Annotated in this window: 23 protein-coding genes; 11 read left to right on the top strand and 12 right to left on the bottom strand. The window is 52.0% G+C overall.

All coding sequences use genetic code 11. From position 1 onward, the window contains the following. The 8 genes from trpA to RIC19_RS11855 all read right to left on the bottom strand — a co-directional run bounded on the left by trpA (position 1) and on the right by RIC19_RS11855 (position 7,687). Positions 1-792 (bottom strand): tryptophan synthase subunit alpha, encoded by a 792-nt coding sequence (trpA, locus tag RIC19_RS11890; RefSeq protein WP_350178540.1) that lies wholly within the window; start codon positions 790-792, stop codon positions 1-3. Then, a complete protein-coding gene (gene trpB, locus RIC19_RS11885) occupies positions 789-1,985 on the bottom strand; it encodes a tryptophan synthase subunit beta (protein WP_350178539.1) in 1,197 nt (398 codons plus the stop codon). Before trpB ends, trpA begins: the two co-directional genes overlap by 4 nt. Further along, positions 1,982-2,641 carry a phosphoribosylanthranilate isomerase gene (locus RIC19_RS11880; protein WP_350178538.1) on the bottom strand — a complete coding sequence of 220 codons (660 nt, stop codon included), beginning with the start codon at positions 2,639-2,641 and terminating at the stop codon, positions 1,982-1,984. The genes trpB and RIC19_RS11880 overlap by 4 nt, the downstream gene beginning before the upstream one ends. A 13-nt stretch (positions 2,642-2,654) precedes the next feature. After that, a complete protein-coding gene (gene trpC, locus RIC19_RS11875) occupies positions 2,655-3,476 on the bottom strand; it encodes an indole-3-glycerol phosphate synthase TrpC (RefSeq protein ID WP_350178537.1) in 822 nt (273 codons plus the stop codon). A 33-nt stretch (positions 3,477-3,509) separates the two neighbouring features. Next, positions 3,510-4,502, bottom strand: coding sequence for an anthranilate phosphoribosyltransferase (gene trpD / locus RIC19_RS11870; protein WP_350178536.1), 993 nt, complete (start codon positions 4,500-4,502; stop codon positions 3,510-3,512). A gap of 3 nt (positions 4,503-4,505) precedes the next feature. Next, positions 4,506-5,108 (bottom strand): anthranilate synthase component II, encoded by a 603-nt coding sequence (locus tag RIC19_RS11865; RefSeq protein WP_350178535.1) that lies wholly within the window; start codon positions 5,106-5,108, stop codon positions 4,506-4,508. A 3-nt stretch (positions 5,109-5,111) separates the two neighbouring features. Beyond that, the gene (locus tag RIC19_RS11860; protein WP_350178534.1) at positions 5,112-6,530 is read right to left on the bottom strand and encodes an anthranilate synthase component I family protein; all 1,419 of its coding nucleotides are present in this window, start codon (positions 6,528-6,530) and stop codon (positions 5,112-5,114) included. A 497-nt stretch (positions 6,531-7,027) separates the two neighbouring features. Then, positions 7,028-7,687, bottom strand: coding sequence for a Uma2 family endonuclease (locus RIC19_RS11855; protein ID WP_350178533.1), 660 nt, complete (start codon positions 7,685-7,687; stop codon positions 7,028-7,030). 164 nt (positions 7,688-7,851) lie between these two features. Here RIC19_RS11855 and RIC19_RS11850 point away from each other — a divergent pair, with 164 nt between their 5' ends. From RIC19_RS11850 to RIC19_RS11835, 4 genes are all read left to right on the top strand, one after another. Next, on the top strand, positions 7,852-9,198 hold the full coding sequence (locus RIC19_RS11850; RefSeq protein WP_350178532.1) for a Gfo/Idh/MocA family protein: 1,347 nt from the start codon (positions 7,852-7,854) through the stop codon (positions 9,196-9,198). Between the two features lie 49 nt (positions 9,199-9,247). Beyond that, positions 9,248-10,015 carry a 3-keto-disaccharide hydrolase gene (locus tag RIC19_RS11845; RefSeq protein WP_350178531.1) on the top strand — a complete coding sequence of 256 codons (768 nt, stop codon included), beginning with the start codon at positions 9,248-9,250 and terminating at the stop codon, positions 10,013-10,015. Continuing rightward, positions 10,012-10,599: a 3-keto-disaccharide hydrolase gene (locus tag RIC19_RS11840; RefSeq protein WP_350178530.1), complete on the top strand. Its 588-nt coding sequence runs from the start codon at positions 10,012-10,014 to the stop codon at positions 10,597-10,599. The genes RIC19_RS11845 and RIC19_RS11840 overlap by 4 nt, the downstream gene beginning before the upstream one ends. 656 nt (positions 10,600-11,255) lie before the next feature. Beyond that, positions 11,256-11,981, top strand: a complete 726-nt coding sequence (locus tag RIC19_RS11835) for a DUF6733 family protein (protein ID WP_350178529.1) — start codon at positions 11,256-11,258, stop codon at positions 11,979-11,981. A gap of 81 nt (positions 11,982-12,062) precedes the next feature. On the opposite strand, the gene RIC19_RS11830 is transcribed toward RIC19_RS11835, so the two are convergent. The 4 genes from RIC19_RS11830 to yihA are packed head-to-tail and all read right to left on the bottom strand — an operon-like array spanning position 12,063 to position 15,781. Beyond that, entirely contained in the window at positions 12,063-12,605 is a 543-nt protein-coding gene (locus tag RIC19_RS11830) for a 3'-5' exonuclease (RefSeq protein WP_350178528.1), read from the bottom strand. Next, complete coding sequence (locus tag RIC19_RS11825; RefSeq protein WP_350178527.1) at positions 12,602-13,423, bottom strand: ion transporter; 822 nt, start codon at positions 13,421-13,423, stop codon at positions 12,602-12,604. Before RIC19_RS11825 ends, RIC19_RS11830 begins: the two co-directional genes overlap by 4 nt. A gap of 5 nt (positions 13,424-13,428) precedes the next feature. Continuing rightward, positions 13,429-15,135 carry a 1-acyl-sn-glycerol-3-phosphate acyltransferase gene (locus RIC19_RS11820; protein ID WP_350178526.1) on the bottom strand — a complete coding sequence of 569 codons (1,707 nt, stop codon included), beginning with the start codon at positions 15,133-15,135 and terminating at the stop codon, positions 13,429-13,431. 28 nt (positions 15,136-15,163) lie between these two features. Continuing rightward, positions 15,164-15,781, bottom strand: coding sequence for a ribosome biogenesis GTP-binding protein YihA/YsxC (gene yihA, locus RIC19_RS11815; protein ID WP_350178525.1), 618 nt, complete (start codon positions 15,779-15,781; stop codon positions 15,164-15,166). A gap of 170 nt (positions 15,782-15,951) precedes the next feature. On the opposite strand from yihA, the gene RIC19_RS11810 reads away from it, so the two are divergent. The 7 genes from RIC19_RS11810 to mltA all read left to right on the top strand — a co-directional run bounded on the left by RIC19_RS11810 (position 15,952) and on the right by mltA (position 22,515). Next, positions 15,952-16,596 carry a porin family protein gene (locus RIC19_RS11810; protein ID WP_350178524.1) on the top strand — a complete coding sequence of 215 codons (645 nt, stop codon included), beginning with the start codon at positions 15,952-15,954 and terminating at the stop codon, positions 16,594-16,596. Positions 16,597-16,697: 101 nt separating this feature from the next. Beyond that, entirely contained in the window at positions 16,698-17,213 is a 516-nt protein-coding gene (locus RIC19_RS11805; RefSeq protein ID WP_350178523.1) for an RNA polymerase sigma factor, read from the top strand. 3 nt (positions 17,214-17,216) lie between these two features. Beyond that, a complete protein-coding gene (locus tag RIC19_RS11800) occupies positions 17,217-17,924 on the top strand; it encodes a hypothetical protein (RefSeq protein WP_350178522.1) in 708 nt (235 codons plus the stop codon). Positions 17,925-17,953: 29 nt separating this feature from the next. After that, complete coding sequence (locus RIC19_RS11795) at positions 17,954-18,916, top strand: DUF4097 family beta strand repeat-containing protein (RefSeq protein WP_350178521.1); 963 nt, start codon at positions 17,954-17,956, stop codon at positions 18,914-18,916. Positions 18,917-19,025: 109 nt separating this feature from the next. Next, on the top strand, positions 19,026-20,288 hold the full coding sequence (locus tag RIC19_RS11790) for an NAD(P)/FAD-dependent oxidoreductase (RefSeq protein ID WP_350178520.1): 1,263 nt from the start codon (positions 19,026-19,028) through the stop codon (positions 20,286-20,288). 113 nt (positions 20,289-20,401) lie between these two features. Further along, positions 20,402-21,280: a methyltransferase domain-containing protein gene (locus tag RIC19_RS11785; protein ID WP_350178519.1), complete on the top strand. Its 879-nt coding sequence runs from the start codon at positions 20,402-20,404 to the stop codon at positions 21,278-21,280. 41 nt (positions 21,281-21,321) lie between these two features. Then, entirely contained in the window at positions 21,322-22,515 is a 1,194-nt protein-coding gene (mltA, locus tag RIC19_RS11780) for a murein transglycosylase A (RefSeq protein ID WP_350178518.1), read from the top strand. Positions 22,516-22,748: the final 233 nt, after the last annotated feature.

Genomic DNA, 22,748 nt, shown 5'->3' with positions numbered 1-22,748 from the left:
TTAGTCTTGAGGGATGGAGGTTTTGAGAATCTGTTGAACAAACTGATGGGTGGCTTCGGCTACAGGTACCCCCATGCCAAGCGCCCGGATGTAGGCACTACCGATGATTGCGCCATTGGCATACTGACAAGCCGTGCTGAAGGTCTCGTGGCTCGAAATGCCGAATCCGATCAGGCGCGGGCTTTCCAGTTTCATGCCACGGATGCGCTCAAAGTAGGCGATCTGCTCCGGGGAAATACCGGATTGGGCACCGGTGATGGCAGAGTTCGAAACCATATAGACGAAGCCTGTGCTCAGCGCATCAATCTTTCGGATGCGGTCCTCGCTTGTCTGCGGGGTGATCAGGAAGCTCATGTCCAGGCCGGCTTTTTCGATACCCTCCCGGTAGAAGTTTTCGTATTCATAAACCGGCAAGTCTGGCAAGATCAGCCCGTCGATACCGACTTCCGCACAGCGGTCAAAAAAACGCTGCTCCCCGTACTGCATCACCGGATTGAAATACCCCATAAGCACCAGAGGGATTTCGGTATGCTGCCTGGCCTCGGCGATCTGCTCGAATAAAAGCGGCAGGGTCATCCCGTTCCGGATCGCTTTCATCCCGCTCTCCTGAATCGTAGGCCCGTCTGCCAGAGGGTCAGAATAGGGCATACCGACTTCAATCAGGTCGGCCCCGGCATCGTCTAACGCCCGGATGATGCGCCCGGTATCGTTCAGCCCAGGGTAGCCCGCCGTAAAGTAAACGTTGAGGATATGTTCGGGCTTTCGCCCAAAGAGCTCTTGCAACCGGCTCATAAATTTTCGTTTTGGTAGTCGTCAAAATGATTGATAAAGGTCTCCAGATCTTTGTCGCCACGGCCTGAGAGGCAGATGACGAGGACGTCGCTGCTCTTGTAGTCCATGACATCCAAAGCAGCGAAAGCATGGGAAGTCTCCAGTGCCGGGATAATGCCCTCTTTCCTTGACAGGAAGTAGGCGGCTTTAAGCGCGTCCTCATCCGTAATGCTGATGGCTTCGGCACGGCCGCTGGCAATCAGATGGGCGTGCATAGGCCCGATCCCCGGATAATCGAGCCCGGCGGAAAGGGAATACGGCTCTACAATCTGTCCGTCTTTGGTCTGCATGAGCAAGGTGCGGCTGCCGTGGATGATGCCCCTGGTCCCCAAGACACTCGTTGCCGCAGACTCCCCAGACTGTACCCCTTTGCCAGCGGCTTCCACAGCGATCAGGCGGACATCGGGTTCGTTCAGGTAGTGGAAATAAGCGCCGGCGGCATTGCTGCCCCCGCCCACACAGGCAATCACGGCATTAGGCTTAGCGCTACCGGTATGTTCCTCCAGCTGCCATTGCATCTCCTCACTGATGACCGACTGAAAGCGGGCCACCATATCCGGATACGGATGAGGCCCGACCGCCGAACCGATGATATAGTGCGTATCTACCGGGTTGTTGATCCAGTCGCGGATGGCTTCGTTGGTGGCATCTTTGAGGGTACGGCTGCCGCTTTCTGCCGAACGCACTTCAGCCCCCAGCATCCGCATGCGGGACACATTCGGCGCCTGCCGCTTAATGTCCACCGCACCCATGTAGACCACGCAAGGCATGCCCATAAGCGCGCAAACGGTAGCAGTGGCCACCCCGTGCTGCCCGGCACCGGTCTCGGCAATAATGCGTTTTTTCCCCAACCGCCGGGCCAGCAGAATCTGACCGATGGTGTTGTTGATTTTATGCGCACCGGTATGGTTGAGGTCTTCCCGCTTTAGATAAATATTGGCATCATAGTGCTCAGACAGGCGCTCTGCCAGATAAAGGGGCGAAGGGCGCCCAACATAGTCACGCAAGAGCCGGTGGAATTGCTTTTGAAAGCTTTCTTCATATATGATATCCAGGTACTGCTCCCGGAGTTCTTCGACATTTGGGTAGAGCATCTCCGGGATATAGGCCCCGCCAAACTCCCCGTAGTACCCTCTTTCGTCAATAGTAATCATAAGGATTCATTTTTCACAGATTCAACAAATGATTTCAACAAGACCGGGTCTTTCAGCCCGGGAGCGGTTTCGAACTTGCTGTTCAGGTCGATACCACACCACTGCGGGTGCGAAAAAGCGTTGACGGCAGCGGTATCCTCCGGCCCAATACCGCCACTGAGCCAAAAGGGTGTCACGCCCTGATATTGCTGCAACAACTCCCAGTTGAATTGCTCACCGTTGCCACCGTAGTTTTTGCCTTTGGTGTCAAACAGCACGTAGGCACAATGAGCAGCGTAGGGGTACACCCGGTTGAAATCGAAAGCTCCGCCCACCTGAAATGCCTTCATCAACTGGGCTTTACGCATGGAGGTGGACTCCATCAGATTGCGTATAAGCTGGCAATACTCCGGGCTTTCCTCTCCGTGCAGTTGCACCACGTCAAGCTGGAAGTCGTGTACCGCATTGAGCACTTCTTCAATTTCGGCATTTACAAAAACACCTACCCGCTTTTTGCCAGCCAAAGCCTCCTCCTGTTTCTCCAGCCATTGGGCCAGCTCCGGCTTCACCGCCCGCGGAGATTTGGCGTAGAAAATGAACCCCAGCCAGTCGACGGGCAACCGGGCGATGGCGAGGATATTCTCAGGCTCCCGTAAGCCACATACTTTTATTTGCATTCCTGTTAGGCTTTTAATTGCTCGCAATGGCACCATCCAGGAGTGCCTCTACATGTCTGACCTGCTTCACGAATTCCTGGCAGGCTTTGCCTGGTTCTGCCTGCTTCATAAAGTGTTCGCCGATCAGAAAGCCCTGGTAGCCGGCCTGCTTGAGCTCGGCCACCACCTGCGCGTCACTGATCCCACTCTCAGACACCCGGGCGGCTTCTTCAGGCAGGTGGTTTACCAGATCCAGGGAAGTCGCTATATCTACATTAAAGGTGGTGAGGTCACGGTTGTTGACACCAACAGCATCTATTTCAGTCACATATTTAGACAGCTGGCTGGCGCTGTGCACTTCCATGAGGATTTCCAGCCCCAGGGCTTTGGCTTGCTTAGCTAGTTGCGCCAGTTGGCCGGCTTCCAGGCACTCTGCAATGAGCAACACCGCGTCTGCTCCAATCGACTTCGCCTCTATGAGCTGGTACTCGTCAATGATGAAGTCTTTACGCAGGATGGGGCAAAAGTTGAATTTCCGTGCTTCAGTGAGATCAGCATTCTTACCCCCAAAAAAAGACTCATCGGTGAGCACCGACAAAGCCGAGGCGCCGGCCTGCATGTAACCAATCGACACCCGTTCTACCGATGCATAGGGGTTGATGTCCCCTTTGGAAGGCGAGCGGCGTTTAAATTCGGCAATGATGCCCGACTTATCAGGCCGCTGCAGGTACTGCTTTAGGGAAACTACCGGAGTCTCAAAGTAAATGCTTTGCTCCAGCAGCTTGACCGGGTAGCGCGCTTTGCGCTCGGCCACTTCCTGTTTTTTGTGGGCAACAATTTTATCAAGGATGTTCATAAGCTTATTTTTGAATGGTCCCTATGGGATTTTTTAGTTGAGTGAAACCAATTGACCCAGTACCCGCCGGGCCTTACCGCTTTCGATACTTTCCCGGGCTTCGGCCATACAATCCTGCAGGCTTTTTTCCGGTCGCAGGCAGTGGATAGCCAGTCCGGTATTAGCCACCACCACTTCCTTTTGAGCCGTGGTGCAGGTATTGTCCAGCACCGCGCGGAAAATGCGGGCCGCTTCCTCCGGGGTGTCTCCTCCGTGCAGGTCCTGCTGCTGTAACGTGGCTTGCTTTAAGTCCTTTGGGGTCAGGATGGTGTCTGATTCGTTGGTGCGCAACCGGAAGGGCCCGGTCAGAGATACTTCATCGTACCCATCCAAAGCATAAACGATGCTGAAGCGCCGGCCCGTTTCCTGCATGATATACTGATAAAGACGGGACAACTCCAGATCAAAGGTGCCAAACAGTTGGTGGGTCGGTTGGACCGGATTGACCAATGGCCCAAGCATATTGAAGAAGGTCTTCATCCCCAACTGCTTGCGCACCGGCACGACTTCCTTCATAGCGGGATGGAACAAAGGGGCATGCAGGAAGCAGATATTCGCCTGATCCAGCTGACGGCGCAGGGTATCGGTATCGTTCGTAAAGGTATAGCCCAGCTCCTGCAATACATTGGAAGAGCCAACCGAGGAGGAAACCCCGTAACTGCCGTGCTTTGTTACTTTGTAGCCTGCACCGGCCACGACCACCGCCGAGGTGGTGGAAATGTTAAAAGTGTTCTTCCCATCCCCCCCGGTCCCAACGATATCGATGGTTTCCATGCCATCAACTTCAAAGGGTACGCAAAGCTCCAGCAGCGCATCCCGGAAGCCCTGCAGCTCGGCAATGGAGACCGGGCGCATCTGAAAGACCGTCATAAAACTCGCCACCTGTACGTGGTTGTAGCGGGCGTGCGAGATATCCAGTAATACCTGCCGGGCTTCCTCCCGCCCCAGGCGTTCGTGGTTGAATAGTCGGTTGAGCATCGTTTTCATAAATCAGGCGGTTACCGGTTCAAGTTCTGGGTTTACACAGTATTTGAAGAAATTAGCCAGCATCTGCTTGCCCTTTGGGGTCATGATGGATTCCGGATGGAACTGCATACCCCGCACATTAAAAGAACGGTGGCGCATCGCCATAATCTCTCCCCGGTCATCAACAGCAGTCACTTCCAGTTCAGCGGGAAGGCTGTCTTTCCGGACCACCCAGCTGTGGTAACGGCCAGCCTGAAAGTGGTCAGACAAGCCCTGAAATAAGGGCTCATCAGCAACGATCCGGGTAATGGGCGTTTCTATACCGTGGTAAACTTCATCGAGGTTCAGCAGTGCCGCCCCAAAAGCTTCTCCAATCGCCTGATGCCCCAGGCAAACGCCCAAGATGGGCTTGGTGGCTGCATACCGCTTGATCAGTTCCGGCATAATACCCGCTTCGGCAGGTAGCCCGGGGCCGGGAGAGAGCACGATGGCATCATATCCATCAACAGCATCCAGGCTGATGGCGTCATTCCGCTTTACCGTCACTTCCTGCCCCAGCAGCTCCTGAATATACTGCACAAGGTTGAAGGTAAAAGAGTCGTAATTATCGAGGACAAGTATGTTCATGGCTTAGAGTTTTTCAGCTTCGCGCAGTGCTTTGGTGAGCGCGCCAAGTTTGTTATTGACTTCCTGCAGTTCTTTGGCTTCCTGACTGGCCACCACTACACCGGCACCCGCCTGGTAGAAAAGGGTGTTGTCTTTGCTCAGGAAAGACCGGATAACGATAGCGTTGTTCATCTCCCCGTTGAAGTTGATGTAGCCCAGCGCGCCACCGTAGAAGCTGCGGTTTTGATTTTCGTATTGATTGATGAGTTCCAGCGCTTTGTACTTGGGCGCACCGGAGAGTGTGCCCGCCGGGAAGGTGTCTCCAAATACCTGAACCGGGTTGGTGCCCGGCCCCAGCTTTCCGGTCACTTTGGAAACCAGGTGAATGACATGGCTGAAATACTGAATCCCCTTCAGCTCTTCTACTTTCACATCAGTGGCATGACGGCCCAGGTCATTGCGCGCCAGATCCACCAGCATGATATGCTCTGCATTTTCCTTGGGATCATCGCGCAATTCGAGGGCACTTCGGGTATCTTCTTCCAGGTCGCCCGTACGGCGGTAAGTGCCGGCAATAGGGTTCACAACCGCCTTGCCGTTTTGCACCGACATTTGGGTCTCCGGGCTTGAGCCAAAGATACGGTACCCCCCATAGTCGGCGTAAAAAAGATAAGGGGACGGATTGATGGAACGCAGCACCCGGTAAACGCTAAAATCATCTCCGGTGTACTTTTGAGAAAACTGCCGGGAAAAAACAATCTGGAAAACATCCCCAATCTGGCAGTGGTGCTTGCCAATACGCACCAGCTCCATGAATTCTTCATCTGTGAGGTTGCTTTCTTCTTCACCTACCCGCTGGAAGTGATGAGTGGCGAATTTTTGGCTTTTGATCAACTGGTCCACCTCCTCCATCCGTGAGGGGGTGCCTTCCGGCAAATTCTCAAGGACATACAGTTCGTCCTTGAAGTGGTTGATGGCAATGATGATCTGATAAAGGTTGTAGCGGATATCCGGCAAGTCAAAACGGCGCTTTTCCGGATCGAACTTCAGGGTATCGAAGTACTGCACGGCATCAAAAGCCGTGTAGCCGATCAGCCCGTTGAAGCCAGCATAAGCCGCATCCTGTTCTACATCGAAGCGCTTGAGGAAGGCCTGCATAGCTGCCGGTACGGTGAGGGTATCTGCCACGGTTTGCTGCGAGGTGGTACCGTCCGGCCAGTGTTCGGTGACGGCTCCATTCTGCACTTGAAAACTGCCCAGTACGCCCAGGCCCATGAAGGAATAACAATCCTCTTTATTGCGAAAATCATTGTTTTCCAGGAGTACGGGCTCCGAGAAATGATCTCTGGCTTTGAGGTAGAGCGTTACCGGGGTGACTGTGTCCGCCAGATATCGCCTGACCGTGGTTTTGATCTTGATTTTAGTGTCCGTTAGCGTCGGCATTCGATAGTTGTTGAGTCATGAAACAGAAAAGCGGCTTGCCGAGTGAATCGACAAGCCGCTTTTTATCTTGATTTATTCCTTTCAAGCATAGCCGTGTCACTTCACCCGGTCTCCCGAACGATTGTGCCACCACCACCAGTTGTTACTTGTAAAAGAATTCATTTTAATTACGTTTGCGTCAAAGATAACGGCATTTGATTTAGAAAAACAAATGTGTCCGGAAAATATTTTCAATCCTTTGCAAAAGTATGACGATTCACTTCAGGGAATTGGCTGGAGGAAAACGGGTTTCACGAAAAAGAAATACATCGGGTCACCGAAACATATGGCACGGTCACACATTTATTCAGCACCTATGAGTCTTACCGTTCAAAAGCGGATGAGCAACCCTTTGCCCGTGGCATCAATAGTATTCAATTGCTTTATGATGAAGAGCGCTGGTGGATTATTAGTGTATACTGGATGGGAGAAACAAAGGAGCAGCCGATACCCGAGCGTTACTTACCCGACTGATCTTCTGATTTTTCAAAGTCAACGCCGGCATATAGATCTCCGATTTTAATGGGCTTCCCATTGATGGCGAAGTGTGCTTCTTTTTCCGTGTAGACCGTTTCCAGCCACTGATTATCGCCCTGCCGCTGCATGTGGTGTACTTTAACGGTAGCCCCGTCAACGTAAAGAATGTGCTCAATGCCTTCAATCTGCTTGTAACAAGGCAGCTTCTCTCCCAGGTCGCGCACCCGGGTGGAAGGCGAGAGCACTTCAAAAACCACGATGGGCGTCAAATCTGCCCGCATGCCTTTTTGGTATTCATAAAAGCGGGCCGGCAGCTGAATAACAGAGCCATCCGGATTAAAAATGGCATTGCCGCAGGTTGGGATACAAACCGGGCGGTTGCTGTTGCCAAAGCGGACGTTTGATCCACGATAGATAGACTTTAAATGAAACATCAGTTCATTCATAATCTCTGCATGGTCTTCAGATTCATAACTCATAGACGCAATAATTTCTCCACGGTAGTAGTCTGCCCGGTACTCTGCTTCCTGTGCGACCGACCAATATTCTTCTTCCGATGCCGGATAGCGGAGCGGCAACGGTTTATCGGTTTTAGACAGCTCTTCATTGGTCAGTGGCATAGCAGTAATTACAGTTGACATAAACAAACAGTTGGTATCACAACAAGATAATACAATTCGTGAAGAAATGCTCCCCTTTTTCCTTTCCTAACAGCATAAACACGGCTTCATTGTAGGAGTTCCTTTTGCCTTTTCCTAATTTAAAGCGCTAAATTCATCAAACCACAGAACGAAACCACCAAATTATGGGCCAAAACCGCAGATCATTCATCAAAAAAGCAGGCTTAGCAGGCGCTGCGCTGGCTGGTGCCGCCAGGTCGGTGGCACAGGAAGCTCCTGTACCTTACGAAATATTAAAACCCAAACCACGCCCTGCACCGGGACAGACGCTGAATATCGCTGTGATCGGGGCCGGGGGTATGGGCACCGTGGATGCCAATACCGCACTGGAGCACGAGGGCGTGCGTATTGTAGCCGCCTGTGATCTCTACGACGGTCGGCTTGAAGCGGCAAAAGAGCGCTGGGGGCAGGACCTTTTCCTGACCAAAAACTACAAGGACATCCTGAAAAGAAAGGAGGTGGACATGGTTATCATCGGCACGCCCGACCACTGGCACAAGACCATTAGCATTGATGCGATGAAAGCAGGCAAGCACGTCTACTGCGAAAAACCGATGGTGCACAGCGTTGGGGAAGGCCAGGAGCTGATCAAAGCCTGGAAAGATTCCGGCACCGTCTTTATGGTAGGCAGTCAGGGCCTGTCCTCTCTGGGCAATGAAAAGGCCAAAGAGCTGCTGGAAGCCGGGGTAATCGGAGATATCAACTACGCCGAAGGGTTCTGGGCCCGCCACTCCCCCGGCGGTGCCTGGCAGTACCCGGTGCCTGAAGATGCCAGTGAAAAAACCGTGGACTGGGCCACGTACATTTCCAATACCACGAAGCGTGACTTTGACCCTCTGCGCTTTTTCCGCTGGCGCAACTACCGGGATTACGGCACGGGCATGTCGGGCGACCTGTTTGTACACCTGTTTTCCAGCCTCCATTTCATCACCAGCTCTCTTGGCCCGGAGCGCATCGCGGCCATGGGCGGACTGCGGTACTGGAAGGACGGCCGTGAAGTGCCGGATGTCCTGCTGGGCATGTTCAACTACCCTGACAGCGAAGCGCACCCTGGCTTCAACCTGTCCCTGCGCTGTAATTTCGTGGATGGTACAAGCGGCTCCACCTATCTTAAAATCAACGGCAGCAAAGGCTCCATGAATATCGGCTGGAACGATGTCACCGTAGAGCGCAACCGCACTGTTCACAGTGATGATCCCTTCCTTGATGCCAAAGAGAAAGAAACAGGTGCCCGCAGCGACCGCAAACAAATCCTGCCACCCCAAAAGATGGTCTACGAGGTGGAAAAAGGCTATAAAGGCGCCCACTACGACCACTTTGGCAACCTCTTCCGCGCCATCCGCGAAGGGGGGCAGGTAGTGGAAGACCCGGTATTTGGCTTCCGTGCCTGTGCGCCGGCGCTGCTTTGCAACGACAGTTACTTTGAAAACCGGTTTATGGAGTGGGACCCGGTGGCGATGAAGGTGAAGTAGAAACCGGAGGTGGGGGTACACCACGTCCAATTAACTAAAAATCAACAAAATGAAGAACCTATTATTTTTTGCGCTTGCCCTTCTGTTGTGGGGATGCGGGGGCACGCCGGCCTCGGAAGAACAAACGGCAACTACAACTGAAGTGCCGGAAACGGAAGAGCCCACAGCCGACAACGCCCTAACACCAGCCGAACAATCCGAAGGCTGGATACTTTTATTCGACGGCCAAACGGCAGAAGGCTGGCGAGGTTACAATCAGGACGCCCTGCCCGGTAGCTGGACAGTAGAAGACGGGGCGCTGATGACCGGGGGCACCGGTGGTGATAGTGGTGGCGATATTGTCTACGCAAATCAGCCCTTTGAGAACTTCGATTTATACCTGGAGTGGAAAATTGAGAAGGCAGGCAACAGCGGTATTTTTTACCACGTGCTGGAAGGCGAACAATACCACGCCCTCTATGAGAATGCCCCGGAATACCAACTACTTGATGACATCGGCTTCCCGCAGGAACTGCTACCCAATCAATACGTGGGGGCGGACTATGGGATGTATGTGCCGGGAGCAGGCAAGCAGGTGAAAGCCGCAGGTGAATGGAACAGCAGCCGTATCAAGTTCACCCCGGAAAAAGTAACCTACTTCCTCAATGGGAAAGCGCTACTCAGCTTCGAGCCCTGGTCTGACGACTGGCAAATGCGCAAAGAGGTGGGCAAGTGGAAGGATTTCCCGGACTACGGGATGGCCAAGACCGGCCTGATTGGGCTGCAGGATCATGGCAGTAAAACCTGGTTTAAGAATATCAAAATACGTCCGTTATGAGAAACACACTGGGGTTGTTATTGCTTGGCCTGACGACTATGCTGACTGCTCAACAGCAATTATTCAATGGAAAAGACCTCACGGGGTGGGAAGCCTACGGCACAGAAAAATGGTACGTGGAAGACGGGCTCCTGATTTCCGAGAGCGGGCCGGATAAGCAGTACGGCTACCTTTGCACCACCGAGTCCTACGATAATTTCGTGCTGACCCTTGAATTTCTACAAGAAGCCAATGGCAACAGCGGTATATTTTTCCGCTCTGCCGTGGAAGGCACCAAGGTACAGGGTTGGCAAGTGGAAGTTGCACCGCCCGATAAACATACCGGAGGCATTTATGAGTCTTACGGCAGAGGCTGGCTCATCAAACCGGAGCAAAAAGGAGAAGCAGCCCTACTACCCAATGCTTGGAATAGCCTTAAAATCAAAGTCAGGGGCCCCCGGGTCACCACCTGGCTCAATGGCAAGCGTATGGTCAAAATCAAAGACGAAAAGATTGGCGCGGGCGAAGGCGGCATTTGCCTGCAAATTCACGATGGAGGCGGCATCCGGGTCAAATGGAAAGACCTCCAACTAAAACCGCTCTGATGTTCGTAAAGCGTAGGAAGAGCCTGAGCGTATGTTTGGAGTACCTTTGCGTTGTAAATTACCTCTAAACCTCAGGCAATATGAAAAACGGCCCTGTCTGCTTTTAGACAGGGCCGCCCTGTTACAGCCCGTAGGCAAAAAAATGCCCCCCTTGCAAACAATAGCATTACCATTAAAATTAAAAGCACCTGAATCAAGTTGAACGTAACATCAAAATATTTTATAAAATATTGATTTATAAGCTATAATATCATCTTATCTTTTCTTTGATACAAGACGTCAAAAAATATTAGGGTAGTAGAATTGATGCCTCGCTTCTAATTTTACGATCAGTACTATTCAAAATAGTAGCCGCTTTCCAAATAGACCATTTCAAACCCTAACCTATCAGCCCTGACTTTTCAGTAGTACAGGGTAGCCAGACCTTTATTTAAACCAGGACCACCTGTCTTTGCCCCGAGGCAAAGCAGGACGTCTATGCTATAACGCGAATAGATTTGATGCGTCGGGTTAGTGTATTGGGAAGAACAGAGCCATTTTAACTCTGCTATGATCCCTGTCCCATCAAGTCTAATAAACTGCAGAAAGCCCTCCCTCCGGACGGCCGAGAGCAGTGCTTACTATCCATTATCATTTTTTAACCAAACCTCACTGAGATGAAGAATTTTGACCCACTTAAGCAACTATCTTTAGTCATGATTTGCAGCCTGATGCTCGCTTTTGCCCCACAACAGGCAGAAGCCCAGGAAGAGAACAAATTCAGCATGAATGTCACCCTAAACTCTGATCAGTTCTTCGGGTTTTACCCTTTCTTTTCCGGTGGTTACAGCCTCAGCGACCAAATGGACCTCACCTTTTACGGCATCCTTTGGTCTGGCGGCACCGGCGGGGGCTGGGGCAACTGGACTGAATTCGGCGTAGGCATGAGCTTTCAGCCAACAGAAGCTATTAGTATTACACCGCAGGTCGGTTTCCTGGGCGGCAATCTGTTGTCCAGCGCTACTGCGGGCCCGGGGATCATGGGCGACGGTATTGTGCCCAACCTGACGGTCGGGCTAAACACCGAAAGCCTGGAGGGTGAATTTTACCTCGGTTACTATGCTCCATTGCGCGAAGAAGGCTCTACGCTTGCCTACACGCATTACTGGCTGAATGCCGGCTACAAAGCGCTAGATTTCTTGTCGTTTGGTGCACACTGGGAGCACCTCATCCTTTCCGGAGGTTCTGATGTGGAAGAAGCATCCGATGTCTATCAGTGGGTAGGCCCTTACCTGCAATTCTCCAACCCGAATGGCAGTACCTGGGCGCGCTTCGCATTTGGTAGCGATGTGCTGGAGGGCAATGATTCTTTCTACAAACTGACCGTTGGAATGGGTTTCTAACAACCCGGGAACAGCTCTGCCTGTCTTACGATCAAAGGCAGGCGGAGCTGTCCTTTTCCCTCCCCGCAGGTAGCCTCGGCATCAAAACTGCCATTCGTCGAGGCGCTTGATGAAAAGCTTAGCTAAATTCTCCGCATCAGCAATTGCCCGGTGGTGGGTACCGGTAAACTCAAACCCTTCCTTTTCTACGGCCGCGCGCAGCCCGCGCGGCCGGCGCAAACGGCGCATTCGTGTGTATTCCTTCTTGACGTTCAGGTGTTTCTCCACCCATTCCCACTCCATGCCATGCAACTGACAGTCCTGAATCAGCATCTTGCGGTCAAAGCTGCCCCAGGAACAGAGCAGGTAATCATTATCGAAAATGTCTGCCCAGTCCTGAAAGTGTTCAATCACATCCGGGAACTCATTGGAGCGATCCAGGTATTCTTGTTCGATAGAAGTGAGGTCGCGGCAAAAAAGCGACAAATTCGGATTGAGGATCGGCCGGATAAACTTGTTGAAAGAACCAGTTATCTCTCCGTAGCCATTGATGGAAACTGCTCCGATTTCAATGGTCTCCTGTACCTTATTGGGCGGGCGCCCCTCCCAGCACGTCGCTTCCAGGTCATATACGATGAAGTTCATGGGTTTTCTTTTTGTTCGTTACGCAACAAGAGGCTCTTGAGCTCCTGAACCTCTGCGTGCAGATCGTCTATTTTCTGCTCGATGGCATCGTTGTTGTCCATCGTCATCTCGTCTACAAATACAGCATTCGCCAGAGACATACCAAACACACCGCCCAACAGGACAACCAATACGAAGTACAGCCGGGTCATCCCAATGAGGAAACTTGTGCTGAAAATACCGGCTTCTGTCTTGTGCTCAGATAAGTGTTTAGCAATTTGAGCGGGGATTTCGTTCCATCCTTCCACGGTGAACATTTGAAAGATGGAATAAGATGCGATCAGGGGGTCTCCGAAGTACTCCGGTGCTATATCAGCAAAGAAATGGCAGGTAAAGATGGCCAGCAACAGATTGAGGAACAATAGCGCCAGGAGCACAAAAACAGAAGCCTGAAGCGCCCGCCCCAGTCCGGCAATCACCTTGCTCAAATGGGGCACAAACCGGATAAACCGGATCAAACGGACCAACCGGAACAGGCGTAAAATGATGAGCAGGGAGGTATCAGGCACAGGTATCACCTGCACGAGGACAGAAGGCAGACTGCCGAGTACAATAATCAGGTCAAACCGGTTCCAGGGGTCGGAAAAATACCCCTTCGGCTTGAGGGTAAAAATCTTGACGCCCGCTTCCAGCAGAAAGAAAAGGATAAAAAGGTGGTCGATAAACTCCAGCCAGGGCTCATGCCGCCATCCCGGAAAGTAAAGCATAAAGATGATCACGGCATTGACAAGAATAGCCGCCATCATATTCCGCTCCGAAAGAAAAAACCTTTTAATCATAGAGGTTAAACCATTTCCAGGTCAAATTGCTTCCACTGTACTTCCTGCTCAAGCCCGTAGCCGGTGAGCCGGTTGTGATAAAAATACAACACCTTGAAGCTTTCGCTAATAATCTGCCCCTCTTTATTGAATTTCAGGGGTTTGGCGATGTGATAAGTCCCCAACCTGCTGATGCCGTCTTCGATCAGCTGATCGACATCATACAATATTTGCTCGGAAAGCTTTACCTCTCCGGCTTCAGCCAGATCGATCAGGTGCTGCCGGAGTTGCCCGACGACTTCGCGCATCGTCGTCATTGGAATAATATAGTCATCTGCTGGAAGGCGAAGGATGCCGTAAATATCGAGCCGGTTGTTTTTGTTTTTCACAATCTGAAAGGCTGCAAAAGCTACCAGATGGCTAGTCAGTACGATATTGTCTTTGAAGTAGCGCTCGACAATGCGTTCGCCCAGGCGTTTGGTGTACTCTGATTCCCGCTGCAGGTTTATCGCTACCTCTCCGTTGGTGTAGAAGTACTCTTCCAACTTAATTTCATTTCCATACTGGTCAAAGCTGCGCCCTTGGGCATCCACATAGTTGCCCAAGACATCCATCGGTTGCCCGAAAGAGAGCGTGATATCATTTTCCTGAGAAAAGAACTGCCAGATGAATTTTGTCAGTTTCCGGAAGCTGTAAAACTCGTCCCGGCTGGGCAAATACCGCTCCTTGCCCATACGCTTGAGATGCTGATCAATCAGGAACTGCCCTTCGAGCACAAAGTGGTAGCCGAGGACCAAAGGGCAGATAAAGACCTTCTCCTTTCGGCCTTCCTGATAGATAGCGCGCTGTGCTTCCACCGTGGTGCTCAGTAGCCCGAGTTTGAGTTTGGTTTCCAATGCCCCGGAACGCGACCTTGTTCCGCCAGGAAAAAACAAGCTGTTGACCCCACGCTGAATAGACAGTGTGGACATGCCCTTCAGCACTTCCAGATAGATGGGGTTTTTCTTACGGCGGTCCACCCGGTACGCTCCCAGCCGATTCATAAAATAAGCGGTGTAGCCCGTATTGTAGAGGTTCAGCCCAGCTCCGTAGGAAAAGGAAGGCAGCCCAACAAAGGAGTCCAGTGCGTAGCCTATCAAAATAGAATCGAGATTACTGAAGTGGGTAGGCACGATCACCACCGTACCTTTTTCCATCAAAGCGCGGATCGTCTCCATATGCCCTTTGACCAGCAGCCGGTCTTGCAGCCGGTATTTGCTGCCCCAAAACCGGCGCCAGTTGCGGCTCGCAGCCGTATTGAGCAGGCGGGTAAAAAACAAGGTCAGAAACCGCCGTGCAAACAGAAAAGTACCCTTTTGAAAAGTACCCACGATCTCTTCGGAGTACCGGTGTACAATCTTGCGGAGGAGCTCCTCATTGGTTTGGCGGGCCTCTTCTTCGCTGCGGTCCAGCGACTGCCCCATCAGTTGATTGCGGATCTTACGCCAAAACTGCCGATCATTCGGCGGGTCTACCTTCCAGGGCTCTTCCTTCATCCGGATGCGCTCCAGATAGATGGTCTTTGACAACAGATCCGTAATCTTTGGTGTCGGCTGCTGCATGAACCGGTCCGTGATGAACTGGTCAATATCCAAAATAAACTTACGCCGGTCCTGGCTCAACTTATAAATAGGCCAGTCCCCTATTTCAGGGATAACATGCTTATAACCGGTCTGTTGCACTTCTTTTTTCATCGGCTTTTACATTCGTACGCTTCTGCCTCTATAGATCATCGTGGTGTTCGAAATACTGCTGATTGACCTGATGAATATACGCCAGCAGTTCTGCTCTCCCCCGCCCGGTATTGGAAGACGAAATAAATTCCGGGGGCAGCTCTTCCCAGTGTTCTAGAATCGCCGCACGGATTTTCTCCAGGTTTTCCTCCAGCTCGTGTACTTTCAGGCGGTCTGCTTTGGTGTAAACAATCGAAAAGGGAATCTGCTCCGCCCCCAGTTCGTTCATGAATTCGAGGTCAATCTCTTGAGGCGGCACATTGCTGTCAATGAGCACAAAAGCAGACTGCAAGGTATACCGGGTCTTGAGGTAAGTCCGGATCATACGCTGCCATTCCTGGCGTTTTTTCTTTGAAATTTTGGCATAGCCATACCCCGGCAAGTCTACCAGATACCACTCCTCATTGATCAGAAAGTAGTTTAGCAGCTGCGTTTTGCCCGGCGTGCGGGAAATACGAGCAATGCCTTTGCGTTTGCAAAGCATATTGACCAATGATGACTTACCTACATTTGAACGGCCAATGAAGGCGTATTCGGGCTTACCGTCGCGCGGGCACTGCGTTTCTTTGGCATAGCTTCCAGCAAATGCCGATTGTTTGACTTCCATAGGCTACATTAAGTTTCGTCCAAGGTGACAATTATAGCCCAAATTTGTGGTTAATAAAAATAAGGGCGCAACCTACCGGTCTGCCCGCTCGTTTTGTTGCTATGGTAAAACTCAGGACACCTTAATTTTACACCATCATAAGTATCTTTATCCCCAAAATACATCCGCACATGAAATTCCCGACTCTGCTTTTGCTGGCTTTAGCCAGTAGTGTTACCTTATCGGCCCAAGTCCGGCTGGGCTTCCGTGCCGGGCTCGTCAACCTGAACGTGCCAACCAGCGCCAATACCATCCCGGGAGGCGGCAGCTCCCCCGAGCTCCTTCTCGATGTGGACGAAGCGCAATTCGGTATTCAGGGTGGCCTGGTCGTCCAAATCCCGATTGGCGACAAGTGGATCATACAGCCCGAAGTCATCTTCAACTCCAACCGGGTGGACTACGAGGTGGAAGAACTGCGAGGCTCCGGTACGGTGACCAAAGTCCTCTCCGAGAAATACCAGTACCTCGACATCCCCCTGCTGCTGCACTACCGAATCGGGGCCCTGCGGCTCTGCGGCGGCCCACTGGGGCACATTTACGTCAACAGTACCTCTGACCTGCTGGCCTACGAGAATTATGATCAGCGGTTTGAAGAGCTCACCTACGGCTATCAGCTGGGCGTAGGGCTCGACATTTGGAACATCATGCTCGATGTGCGCTACCAGGGCAATTTCACCCGGTTTGGCGACCACATGTACTTCAACGAAGAGCGCTATGACTTTGATCAGCGGCCGGAACGCCTGATTTTCTCCCTCGGCCTGTTGCTGGGGAAATAGCGCTTTTTCTTCCATTTAATACAACCCCTTTACTGTCTGGAAGCTCTTTAGAGAAGAATCCTCAGGAGAACTCCAGGCCTATGGTTTATGCGACAAAAAGTATGACGGAATCAGAACTAATTGAAGGCTGCCTGGCTCAGGACCGCCTCGCTCAGCGCGAGCTGTACGAGCGGTACTGCAAAGCTATGTACACGGCCGCCTACCGGATCACCAACGACTTTGATTCCGCGAATGACGTTCTACAGGATGCCTTTATTAAGGTATTCAGGGCGCTGCCCAAGTTCAGGCGGGAGTCTACGCTGGGCGCCTGGATCAAAACCATAGTGGTGCGCACGGCCCTAAGCCACATCAAGCGCAACCTGAAGTTTGAGCCCCTGGACCCCAATGCCCGCGAAGAAGCCATCAACTGGGGCCACCGCCTGGATGTGGAATACCTGGAGCGCGCCATACAGGCCCTCCCTGAAGGCTACCGGGCAGTCTTTGTCCTGGTGGAAATCGAAGGCTATCCTCATAAAGAAGTAGCCGATATGCTCGGCATCTCGGTGGGGACTTCGAAATCACAACTATTCCATGCCAAAAAACGGCTTCGGGAATCATTACAACACTACAATTCCTAAACGATGACTGAGCAAAACCGCAATACCCTGGAAAAGGCCCTGTCTCAGCTACCGGTTTACACGCCACCGGACGAGTGCTGGCAGGAGATCGGCCAGGAATTGAGTGCCCAACTACAGGAAGCGCCCCTGCAGGAAGCTCTGGACGCCCTGCCCGCGTATGCGCCCCCTTTTCAAAACTGGATGCACATTGCTGATGCCCTTGATGCTGACGCGGCAGAACAGCCTCTTCGGGAAGCCCTGTCCGAACTCCCTCAGTACGCGCCACCGGAGTATGTTTGGGCTGGCATCAGTCGTGAACTACGCCCTTCTGCCCGACGGATTGCACTGAAGATGATGGCGCGAGTAGCTGCTGCTATTGCGCTATTGATCGGGCTTTGGTGGGCCTGGCCCCAAGAGGATGCAGAACCCGCCCACACTTCCTACGCCTATGCCCGGGAAACCATTGACGGCGCATTTGGACACGAGGCTGACTGGGGCCAAGCCGATCAACTCATGCAACGGGCCGTGCAAACATTCCGACGAGACCCGGTGGCCAGGCAACTGCCCACCTACGAATTACTGCTATCGGAATGGGCGGACCTGCAAGCTGCTCAGGAAGAAATTTCGGATATGATGGATCGCTACGGAAAAGATGCTCAGCTCATCCGGCAGATGAGCAAGATCGAAAAAGAACGCTCCGGCCTCATCCGGGAAATGATTGCTCAAATTTAATGACCACTGCCCATCAAATGTCTGGACCAATGAATCGTTGGAAGCATTTATCGAAAATAATCACCTCACCTGCACGCCTGCTCCTGGCTATCCTGTGCTCCGGCTTGCTGGGGCTGAGCAGCAACGAGCTTACTGCACAGACCAGCAACCTGCATGTCATCACCAAACGGCTGGAAAAGACCTTCAAATACCGGGACGGGTACGAAGTGAATATTGAAGGCGAAAAAGCTGATGTGTCTATAGAAACCTGGGGCAGGGAAGAAATTTCACTGACCGTGGAGTTCGTTGCCAAGCACCCGGACAAAGGCACCGCGGAGACCGATATTGAAAAGATCAAGTACATCGCCGAACGGGTCCGCAACAAAATCTATATCCGCAACTATATCTCCGTAGCTGAAGGCGAGCCTGAGCCTGCTTCCAATTTATCCGCCCGCTATGTCGTCAAAGTGCCGGAGAGCTGCCCGGTCTACCTGAAAAACTACTTTGGCACCGCAAATGTGATCAATCTTGCCAAGCGGTTCCGCTATCAGGGAGAATTCAGCCCCGTAGGCCTGGAAAATGTGCAGGGCAGCATTGACCTTACCACCCGTTTTGGCGATATCTCCGGGAAGAGGCTGGATGGTCAGGTAACCATCGATTCCCGGCGGTCCAATATCACGCTGGAAGAGATCAAGGGCCGCTACAGCATCAATACCAACTACGGAGACGTGCGCATCCTGTCGGCTTCCGCCGGATTGCTCGACCTGAATATCACGGGTACCAAAAGCGACATTTTCCTCTTTGACCCCAAACTGCTGGACTACAGCTATGCCCTGACCGCTCAGCACGGCAGCATCTATTTCCCAAGCAACCTCAAGATGGAATTCCTGAAAAATACAGAGGACATAAAGAAAGTGGAATTCCAGCCCCGGGCGGAGTATTACCCCAGCGTGACCATTTCAGTTACTTTCGGGGACATCTACCTGGAGAAGGAGAAAACTGACCGTAGATAGTAGCGTTTATGATCGCCGGTGATAATTATCACCTTGTTCTGTGACCAAACACACAAAAGAAAAACAGGATTGGCACTTACTTTACCAAACATTATCAAAGCCAATTCACATGAAACATCAAATAGTAATTATCGGTGCAGGAACAGCAGGCATTACGGTTGCTGCTCAACTCCTTTTAAAAGACAAGAATCTGGATATTGCCATCATTGACCCGGCAACTAAGCACTATTATCAGGCGGCGTGGACCCTTGTTGGAGCCGGCACCTACAACTATAAAGACACCGAGCGCAATATGGGAGACCTCATCCCTAAAGGCGCCAAGTGGATACAGGAATACGTTGAAGCCGTCAACCCTGACAACAACGAAGTGGTGTTGCGCGATGGCACTAAGGTCTCCTATGATTACCTCGTAGCCTGTCCGGGCATCAAGTACGATTACAAGCAGGTGGAAGGGCTGGAAGAAACCATGAACAAAAACCAGGTCTGCAGTAATTACGTGGACCCCGATTACACCTGGAAATGCCTGCAGGAGTTCAAAGGTGGCAATGCCGTCTTTACACAACCAGCTACGCCTATCAAATGCGGTGGCGCCCCACAAAAAATCATGTACCTCGCGGATGACTACTGGCGCAAGCAGGGCGTACGCGAGAAATCAGATATTCTCTTCATTACCCCCGGCGGCGTCATCTTTGGTGTGGAACCCTTCAAGTCCACCCTCATGAAAGTAGTGGACCGGAAAGGGCTGCAACTCCGGTTCTTCCACCGCATCAAGAAAATTGACGGCGAGAATAAGCGGGTATATTTTGACATCGTCAAAGAGTACGACAAGCTTTCGGGCATTTGCTACAACTACCGCGATACCGAAAAAGAGGAAGTCGTGGAAGGCCATGCGATGATGGAGTTCGATATGCTCCACCTCGCTCCCCCACAGGCAGCTCCTGATTTCATTCAGCAGTCTAAGATTGCCGTGCAGGAAGGGCCGACCAAAGGCTGGATTGATGTGGACATCAACACCCTGAAGCACAACCGCTACCCCAATGTATTCGCGCTGGGTGATGCCGCTGCCCTGCCGACGGCCAAAACCGGGGCTGCAGTGCGCAAGCAAGCCCCCGTTGTGGTGGAGAACCTGCTACATGCAATCGCCAACGACGGCCAGCTCAACAACGACTATCAGGGTTACTCCTCCTGCCCGCTCGTAACCGGCTACGGCAAGATGGTGCTGGCAGAGTTCAACTACGCTGGCGAACGAGATAGTGATCCGACGCTGTCCATGTTTTTCGATACAGCAAAGGAGCTCTACCCAATGTGGATTCTCAAGAAATATGGATTACCATTCATGTACTGGAATTTGATGCTGAAAGGCAGAGCATAATACCTTCTCTGCTCAAGAGCAGAGTGCAGCCCCGTCAAACATCAGGTTGGCGGGGCTGTCTTTTTTTGTCCCAAAATCCCTATTTTACCCCATCAAAACAGCAATGGGAACAGATGCCTACTCCTTCTTTCCAAACCGCCGCATTCCAGGATATCATCCGGTACTATGACGAAACCCGCTTTGACTATAAGGTCGCGTGGCTGAATGAAGAAAATCAGGCGGTGCATTTTGGTTTTTACGACCGGGAGCACCGCACGCACGAAGCAGCGCTGGTCAACACCAACCGGATCATGGCCGCCGCCGGCGCAGTAGAGCCCGGTGAAAGCGTACTAGATGCCGGATGCGGCAACGGTGGCAGCAGTATGTGGCTGGCGGCAGAAAAAGGGGCCACCACTACTGGAGTCACACCGGTCGCCACGCAGGTCGCCACGGCTCAGGCTCAGGCCCGGCAGCGTAATTTGGAAACGCAATGCCAGTTCATAGAAGGCGATTTCTGCCAAACCCCGCTTAAAGCCGAAAGCATTGATGTGGTCTGGGCTTGTGAAAGCCTGTGCCACGCCAACGACAAACAAGCCTTTTATACGGAAGCCTACCGGGTGCTCAAGCCAGGTGGCCGACTGGTCATCGCTGAGTATATCCGGCACCGGCGCCCTTTGGGAGAGGCTGACGAGAAGCTTCTGCTCGATTGGGTCAACCGTTGGGCCATCCCTGATCTGGATACTGCCGCAGAGCATAAAAGCTACCTTCAAAAAGCGGGGTTCGAACAAATAAAAATTGAGGATTTCACCAGGTACGCTTTTATTTCGCTCAAAAATCTATACCAGATTTCCCGGCGGTGGCTTTGGGCCAACTACCTGCTGTACCCGATTGGGCTGCGCACCCGGGCACAACACAATAATATCGTGGGGAGCGTCCGGCAATTCCAGGCTTTGCGCAGGGAATTGTGGTTTTATGGACTGGTCACTGCCAGAAAGGGCTTTGGAAGTCCATAATATTTATAGTATAATTGTTGGTGGCATCAACCTACCACCTTATGAAAATACGAACGGCCATCATTTGCCTGGCGCTTGCCGCCCTTACCGGGTGCAAGCCTGAGCCCCCATCAGGTCAACTGCTGGTCGAGACGCCTCCTCCAAACGATCCGTCCCTGAAAATAAAGATCGACCGGGCCGGCAGGGTGAAAGGAGTAAAACCACAGGAAAATATCTATGCGCCCACCTCATTGGACTCTCTCGTCTTTCCCATTATTGACGGTAAAGCCATCGAAGCCTTGCAGCAAAACCGGAAGCTCCTCGAGCTTGCCCGCAGCAGAAGCAATTATCAGGTGGGGGATCTCCGCATCCGGCATCAGGAGCTACGCGAAGTCACCGATATGCTAGCCGCCTGGCAACATGCACAGCCCTTTGGCATGCAGCAATATCTAAACGCCTACCAAATCTGGGGCCGGGATCAAAAAGGCAATGTGGAATTTACCGGCTACTTCACCCCGGTCATTAAAGTGGCACGAAAGCCACAAGGGGCGTTCCAGTACCCGATCTATAGCCGCCCACTGGATTGGGAAGGCCCATTGCCTACACGAGAACAGATTGAAGGCAAAGGCGTACTGGATAATATGGGGCTGGAGCTCGCCTATGCCGCCAACAAAGTTGACCTCTACTATATGCAAGTGCAGGGGTCGGGGTTTGTGGAATACCCCGATGGCACCCGAGAGCTGTTTTCCTACAACGGCAGTAACCGCCACCCCTACCTCAGCATTGAAAAATACCTCATGGACCGGGCAGACCTCAACGTTCCCAACCTTTCCATGCGCGGTATCCGAAAATTCCTCCTCCAAAACCCTACCCTAACGGATACGATTCTTTTCCAAAATCCTTCCTACACTTTTTTTATTCGCCAGCAGACGGAGCCTTCCGGGGCCGGTAATGTCCCCCTTACGCCAGGCTACTCCATTGCTGTTGACCGCCGCTACATCCCTCTGGGCAGCTGTTTGCTTGGGGCATTCCCTATCTTCGACAACCGCAAGCAACGGGTAGTTGGTCACGAATACCGCCTCCTGATTGCGCAGGATGTCGGGGGCGCTATCCGCGGGCCCGGCCATGTAGACTTCTACACCGGCATCGGCGATGCGGCTTCACGGGAGGCTGGCAACCTCAAGGCTTACGGTAGATTATGGCTCTTGCTGCCGCCCAAAACCACCCCCAAACCCGTCAGCACGAGCCTCCAATAAAACACATATTATTTTTGGCATATATTTTGATACTCTGTTAATGAGACCAATACAGAGTATAAAAATGAATATTTTTTTCAGAAAAGCAGACCGGGGTTTTACTTATATAGATATTTTTTATAATATTTGCATGGGCACAGTTGTAAAACTGTATGCCAGCAATCTCATAAAAACAGTAAACCAAGACGACCTATTATGCAGAACCTTTACAAACCGGGTGCATACTGCCTTGG

The organism is Phaeodactylibacter sp., assembly GCF_040219495.1.
Classification (GTDB): domain Bacteria; phylum Bacteroidota; class Bacteroidia; order Chitinophagales; family Saprospiraceae; genus Phaeodactylibacter.
Note: the sequence above shows the minus strand (reverse complement) of the source record. Positions and strands in the feature narration are given on the sequence as shown.

Coding starts and splice junctions, on each gene's coding strand:
- trpA (WP_350178540.1), bottom strand. CDS start 792: ATGAGCCGGTTGCAAGAGCTCTTTGGGCGAAAGCCCGAACATATCCTC.
- trpB (WP_350178539.1), bottom strand. CDS start 1,985: ATGATTACTATTGACGAAAGAGGGTACTACGGGGAGTTTGGCGGGGCC.
- RIC19_RS11880 (WP_350178538.1), bottom strand. CDS start 2,641: ATGCAAATAAAAGTATGTGGCTTACGGGAGCCTGAGAATATCCTCGCC.
- trpC (WP_350178537.1), bottom strand. CDS start 3,476: ATGAACATCCTTGATAAAATTGTTGCCCACAAAAAACAGGAAGTGGCC.
- trpD (WP_350178536.1), bottom strand. CDS start 4,502: ATGAAAACGATGCTCAACCGACTATTCAACCACGAACGCCTGGGGCGG.
- RIC19_RS11865 (WP_350178535.1), bottom strand. CDS start 5,108: ATGAACATACTTGTCCTCGATAATTACGACTCTTTTACCTTCAACCTT.
- RIC19_RS11860 (WP_350178534.1), bottom strand. CDS start 6,530: ATGCCGACGCTAACGGACACTAAAATCAAGATCAAAACCACGGTCAGG.
- RIC19_RS11855 (WP_350178533.1), bottom strand. CDS start 7,687: ATGTCAACTGTAATTACTGCTATGCCACTGACCAATGAAGAGCTGTCT.
- RIC19_RS11850 (WP_350178532.1), top strand. CDS start 7,852: ATGGGCCAAAACCGCAGATCATTCATCAAAAAAGCAGGCTTAGCAGGC.
- RIC19_RS11845 (WP_350178531.1), top strand. CDS start 9,248: ATGAAGAACCTATTATTTTTTGCGCTTGCCCTTCTGTTGTGGGGATGC.
- RIC19_RS11840 (WP_350178530.1), top strand. CDS start 10,012: ATGAGAAACACACTGGGGTTGTTATTGCTTGGCCTGACGACTATGCTG.
- RIC19_RS11835 (WP_350178529.1), top strand. CDS start 11,256: ATGAAGAATTTTGACCCACTTAAGCAACTATCTTTAGTCATGATTTGC.
- RIC19_RS11830 (WP_350178528.1), bottom strand. CDS start 12,605: ATGAACTTCATCGTATATGACCTGGAAGCGACGTGCTGGGAGGGGCGC.
- RIC19_RS11825 (WP_350178527.1), bottom strand. CDS start 13,423: ATGATTAAAAGGTTTTTTCTTTCGGAGCGGAATATGATGGCGGCTATT.
- RIC19_RS11820 (WP_350178526.1), bottom strand. CDS start 15,135: ATGAAAAAAGAAGTGCAACAGACCGGTTATAAGCATGTTATCCCTGAA.
- yihA (WP_350178525.1), bottom strand. CDS start 15,781: ATGGAAGTCAAACAATCGGCATTTGCTGGAAGCTATGCCAAAGAAACG.
- RIC19_RS11810 (WP_350178524.1), top strand. CDS start 15,952: ATGAAATTCCCGACTCTGCTTTTGCTGGCTTTAGCCAGTAGTGTTACC.
- RIC19_RS11805 (WP_350178523.1), top strand. CDS start 16,698: ATGACGGAATCAGAACTAATTGAAGGCTGCCTGGCTCAGGACCGCCTC.
- RIC19_RS11800 (WP_350178522.1), top strand. CDS start 17,217: ATGACTGAGCAAAACCGCAATACCCTGGAAAAGGCCCTGTCTCAGCTA.
- RIC19_RS11795 (WP_350178521.1), top strand. CDS start 17,954: ATGAATCGTTGGAAGCATTTATCGAAAATAATCACCTCACCTGCACGC.
- RIC19_RS11790 (WP_350178520.1), top strand. CDS start 19,026: ATGAAACATCAAATAGTAATTATCGGTGCAGGAACAGCAGGCATTACG.
- RIC19_RS11785 (WP_350178519.1), top strand. CDS start 20,402: ATGCCTACTCCTTCTTTCCAAACCGCCGCATTCCAGGATATCATCCGG.
- mltA (WP_350178518.1), top strand. CDS start 21,322: ATGAAAATACGAACGGCCATCATTTGCCTGGCGCTTGCCGCCCTTACC.